This window comes from Streptomyces sp. NPDC055254 (assembly GCF_053606025.1).
On record NZ_JBSGQV010000084.1, the window covers coordinates 1 to 4,347 of the forward strand.

General features: G+C 66.8%; 2 protein-coding genes and 1 pseudogene. All 3 read left to right on the forward strand.

Translation table 11 applies throughout. The annotated features are described in order from the left end of the window. Positions 1-282 (forward strand): annotated as a pseudogene (locus ACWFQ8_RS33320) (IS1380 family transposase); the annotation flags it as partial. Positions 283-1,510: 1,228 nt separating this feature from the next. Beyond that, complete coding sequence (locus ACWFQ8_RS33325; RefSeq protein WP_453790011.1) at positions 1,511-3,475, forward strand: hypothetical protein; 1,965 nt, start codon at positions 1,511-1,513, stop codon at positions 3,473-3,475. A gap of 267 nt (positions 3,476-3,742) precedes the next feature. Continuing rightward, complete coding sequence (locus tag ACWFQ8_RS33330) at positions 3,743-4,252, forward strand: hypothetical protein (RefSeq protein ID WP_453790012.1); 510 nt, start codon at positions 3,743-3,745, stop codon at positions 4,250-4,252. Positions 4,253-4,347: the final 95 nt, after the last annotated feature.

The window sequence follows — 4,347 nt, forward strand, 5'->3', positions numbered from 1 at the left end:
GCGCTACGGCCACTTCGGCCGCGCGGGACCGGACACGATCCGGGCCGCGTCGCCACTGACCTTGCGGTGATGCTCGCCGACGGCGGCGAGGCGATCGCGGACCTTTCCGTGCTACGGGACCAGGGCGAGGTGTTCGGCCCGGTGGCCTCCACGCCCACGGCCTGGCGCCTGCTGGCCGCGGTTGACGGGAATGTGCTCGACCGGCTGCGCTCGGCCCGTGCGTCAGCGCGGGAGATCGCCTGGCATCCCCCACTCCGGCGACCACTGGGAGCTTCCCGACCGCGCGGTCACCCGCAGACGGACAGGTGCATCCGCATAGTCCTGCCGCCACCGCTCCGTTCCGATCGTCATCCAGGTCGGCGGCATGGTGGGCGTGAGGGCGTACTGCGTCCATTCCCCGACGAGCAGTTCCTGAGGGGCGACGGCCCTACCCCGGTCGTCGCAGCCGTCGGCGTTGAAGGGCTACGGCCCCCATACGGTGGCCCGGACTTCCTCCGGAGAGGGCCCGCCAGCGACCGGCGAGGCGAGGCCCCTCCACGGGCTGTCGTTCCGGATCGACACCGTCACCTCGATCGGCCCCCTGGGTTCCAGACCCGCGGGGCCATCAAGGTGCAGACGGAGGAGGCCGGACGCCCCGCCCTCGGTTACCGCCAGTCGACATCGGAAACTCGGAGTTGGGGCCGCGTGCTGTCGCTCCTCCTCGATGCGGGGCGAAGTACCGGGCGACCTCGCGGGAGGGCAGGCCATGGCACGGTGCCATAGAACTCGCAAACCTCGACCACAGGCTTGATGAGCCCGTCCAGCGCCGTGGACGCCAGACCTGCGGCGTCGCGCGCCCACTGGCACAGACAGCACGTCGGAGAGGAAACTTTCCTCGTCGTGTGCCGAAATCCGGGCTTGGCGCCAGCGTTGCAGTGACATCGCGGATCCAAGAGCAGTGACGTGAACAGGGGTTCGGCGGTCTCTGACAGAGTGCTCAGCGCCGTGCCGGCTCGTGTCGGCAGATCCTCACCGCCGTTGCGGGTGGCAGGTGGATATATTCGTTCACCAGCGGCTGGTGTGGGTGTGTGTTCGATCTTGGGCGTCATGGTTCACCTGCGGAGAGGGCGACTTTCGGTCGGCTGGGGTACCACGGGGGCAGGGGTGGAGCCTTTCGAGTACGTGCGGGCCGGATCTTTCCCGGCCGGCACGTACTGGCCCTTCAGTCCGCCCATGGGCGAGCTCGGGCGTCCTGGCGGGTAGCGATGGTGACTTCAGGCTAGGGGAGAGCAAGGCGCCGACGGCTTTTTGTGCCTAGTCCGTTTCGCGTGCAAGAGGCCGCACGGCGCCTCGACTGCAAGGCGGTCTCGTGGCGCTTGTGGCGGGTGGGGCGGTATGCACGTGCTGGCCTGTTCCCGCCTCAGCCCGGCGTGTCCGCGTAGACGGTGGTGAGGCCTCCCGAGATGCTCATTCGGCAGGGATGCAGCCTAACGGAGGCGCATATCCGTGCATCGAGGGATTGAGGGCGGCCATGTCTGATGTGACGCTGACGCCGGAGGAAGAGGACCGTTTGCAGCGGCTGCGGGCCATGCTGCGGGGCAGTGGGACGGCGAGTGAGAACAAGTACCTGCTGGGCCTGCGGCAGGGCAGGAAGGGCGGCGTGCTGATCGGAATGATGCTGCACGCGGCCGAACGCTACCGGCAGGGCCTGGCCCTGACCGACCTGGAACAGAGCCTGCTGCGGCTGTGGCAGGGCATGTTCTCCGACCAGGAGATCCGAGCCAGTGGCCAGGAGTACCGGTCGGCCGTGGAGGGTCTGGGCACTCTGGACATCATCTCCAACAAGGTCACCGAACGCCCGCCCTCGTCGGGGTTCACCGCGGCGGACCTTCGTGCGCTCCTGCCGGAGGTCGGGCAGGAGGCGTTGGGCATGGCCAACGTGTCCGTGGCCAGCCCGGAGACCCTGGCAGCCGGGGAGCCGATCGACAGTGCCGCCTTCCAGGCCGGGCTGCACGAGGTCGGCTTTGCCACGACAGTCTTCCGCTCCCCTCCGCCCGACCCTGAATCCGTTCCGGAGGTGCCCTCCTACCAGGCGAGCCTGCAGCTCGAGAAGTTCTACGTCCGGCGCGCGGCGGGCGACCAGGGAGGAGGCAAGGACGAGATCTACTGGACGGTGGCGGCGACATCGGACAAGCACAAGGCGCCGGTGTACACCTCCCAGGAGTTCGGCGGGGTCAAGAAGGGCCAGACCCGCGACTTCAACGCCGGCAAGAAGGTCGTCTTCACCGGGCCGGCCGGGCGGTACCTCGTGCTGGGGATCACCGCGTGGGAAGCCGACCAGAGCAACAGCGAGTGGTACGACAGCCTCTACACGGCGTTGGACGAGTGGCTGTACGAGATGCGGTACACGCTGGAGCTCGCCTTCCTGCTGCTCCCCGAGTGGGCCGGCATCGGATTCGAACTCGCGAAGCTCATGGTCTGGCTCATGCAGTACCTCCGCAACCACGACGACGAGTCGTGCACCCGGACAATTCTCCTGGACCGCCATGCGATGATCACCCTCCACCATCGCCAGACCGACGTGTGGGAGTTCGACGGAGACGGCCATCACGCGCTGACCGTAAAGTACACCGGTCAGCGGCCCATCTTCCCCTCAGGAACGTTGGAATACGTCCGCCTCGACACCGGCAAGAGCGCATGGAACGCGTCGGTGTCCCTCGGCTGGAAGAGCACAGCGCCCCCGGCGCTGGCCTCCTTCGGCGACCAGCTGCACGCCGTGTACACACGGCCCGGGGACCGCGCCCTGATGTGGAGCAGGACGGTGGACGGCGGCTGGACCGAGCCCGCCCAGATCAAAGACTTCCTGAGCGACTACCAGCCCGCCCTCGCGGTGCACAGTTCACGCTGGCAGCCCCACAAGCTGTTCCTCGCGTTCGTCGCCATGGACGGAAGGATCCGTGTGTGCGCGTGGACCACCTCCGAGGGGTGGAGTGACGGGGTACTGCTTCCGTCCGCCATCACGGGCAGGGGGATCGGTATGACCAGCGGCGAAAAGCTGGTGATCGCGCACCGCGATAGCGGCGGCACCATCAGCGTCGACTACTCCTACGATGGCGTCGACTGGGGCGAAGGAGGAAGTGCGCACACGCCGTTGAGCAGCTCATCCACGGTCTCCTGTGCCGACTACGGCGGGAACATGTGGTACGCCGCGCGAGGCGGGGACGGCCAGAACCACGTCCACCGGCGTGTGGCCAACAGCTACGTCGAGGTGCAGTTGCCCGGCACCTGGCGCACGCTCGACCCGCCGTCGATGACGACGCACAACGACGAGGTGCGCCTGGTGGCCCGCAGCCAGCAGGGAGAGCTCCATGGCCTGCACGGCACGGAACAGTCCTGGACACCGTTTCCCACGGCCAACGTCGGCGCCATGGAAGGAGAGTGCGGCGTGACCTCGCACAACGGCGCCCTGTACGTGATGTACCGGCGCCCGAACTGACCACCCCATGCGACGTCCAGGACCTGTTACCGCCCCGGTACGAGCTGGTCAGAGCCCGTGCCGCGGCGGAGCCGTGTGCGGGGCTGACGGACTTGAAATGTACGACTGGCTTTGACGGTGACAGTTGACTCCACCCGGAAGGCGAGTTCTGACGCCACATAAGGCGGCGGCCACCTCGGGACACTTCGTACTCGAACCTGCCTCCAGGCCTCCATTCCCACGTGCATCCGGTTAGATCGGCGGTACGTCACGATCAGGGAGGCTCCCATGCCCAGCACCCAACCCGTAATCTCCAAGATGAACTTCCTGTTCCGCCAAGTACGAGGGACGCTCATGGACTCCTTCGACGAGGAACTGCAGGAGATGCACGACTACGCCGTGGGGTATGGCCTGGCCAGCAGCAAGGGGACGGTCTTGTTCCTGGACTGCGATGCTCCCGAATCCGGTACCGGGAGCCGGTCGGCCGCGTTCAGGTCTACTCGCAGGGCGGTCGTCGGCGTCCTCGTCGGCCCCCACGATTCCGTCACTTTCGGTGACGAGGCGCAGGTCTTCGCGATCCAGAACGCCAACCTTGACGCCTTCCACCTCGAATCTCCGACCTCTGTCGATGACCGTGCTCAGACAAGGGCGACATGCCTGCGGTCGATGACGCAGTCAGGGACCCCGTGCGTCGGCATGCTTGAGGTGATCGACACCAACACAAACGTCCTCACCTACGCCGGACTGCCGGGCGACCGCGATGGGTTCCTCAGGGCATACAACGTCGGTGCGCTCTAACCTCGCGGTTTCATTTCGTGTGGGGCCCGGAATCTGAGCGGGAACGCGAAAGTGCCTTCTGAACTGGGACGATGAACCTTGTCGAGGGGTTCTGT

What these genes read in the sequence shown, in the direction of transcription:
- ACWFQ8_RS33325 (WP_453790011.1), top strand. Translation starts at nt 1,511, where the DNA reads ATGTCTGATGTGACGCTGACGCCGGAGGAAGAGGACCGTTTGCAGCGG.
- ACWFQ8_RS33330 (WP_453790012.1), top strand. Translation starts at nt 3,743, where the DNA reads ATGCCCAGCACCCAACCCGTAATCTCCAAGATGAACTTCCTGTTCCGC.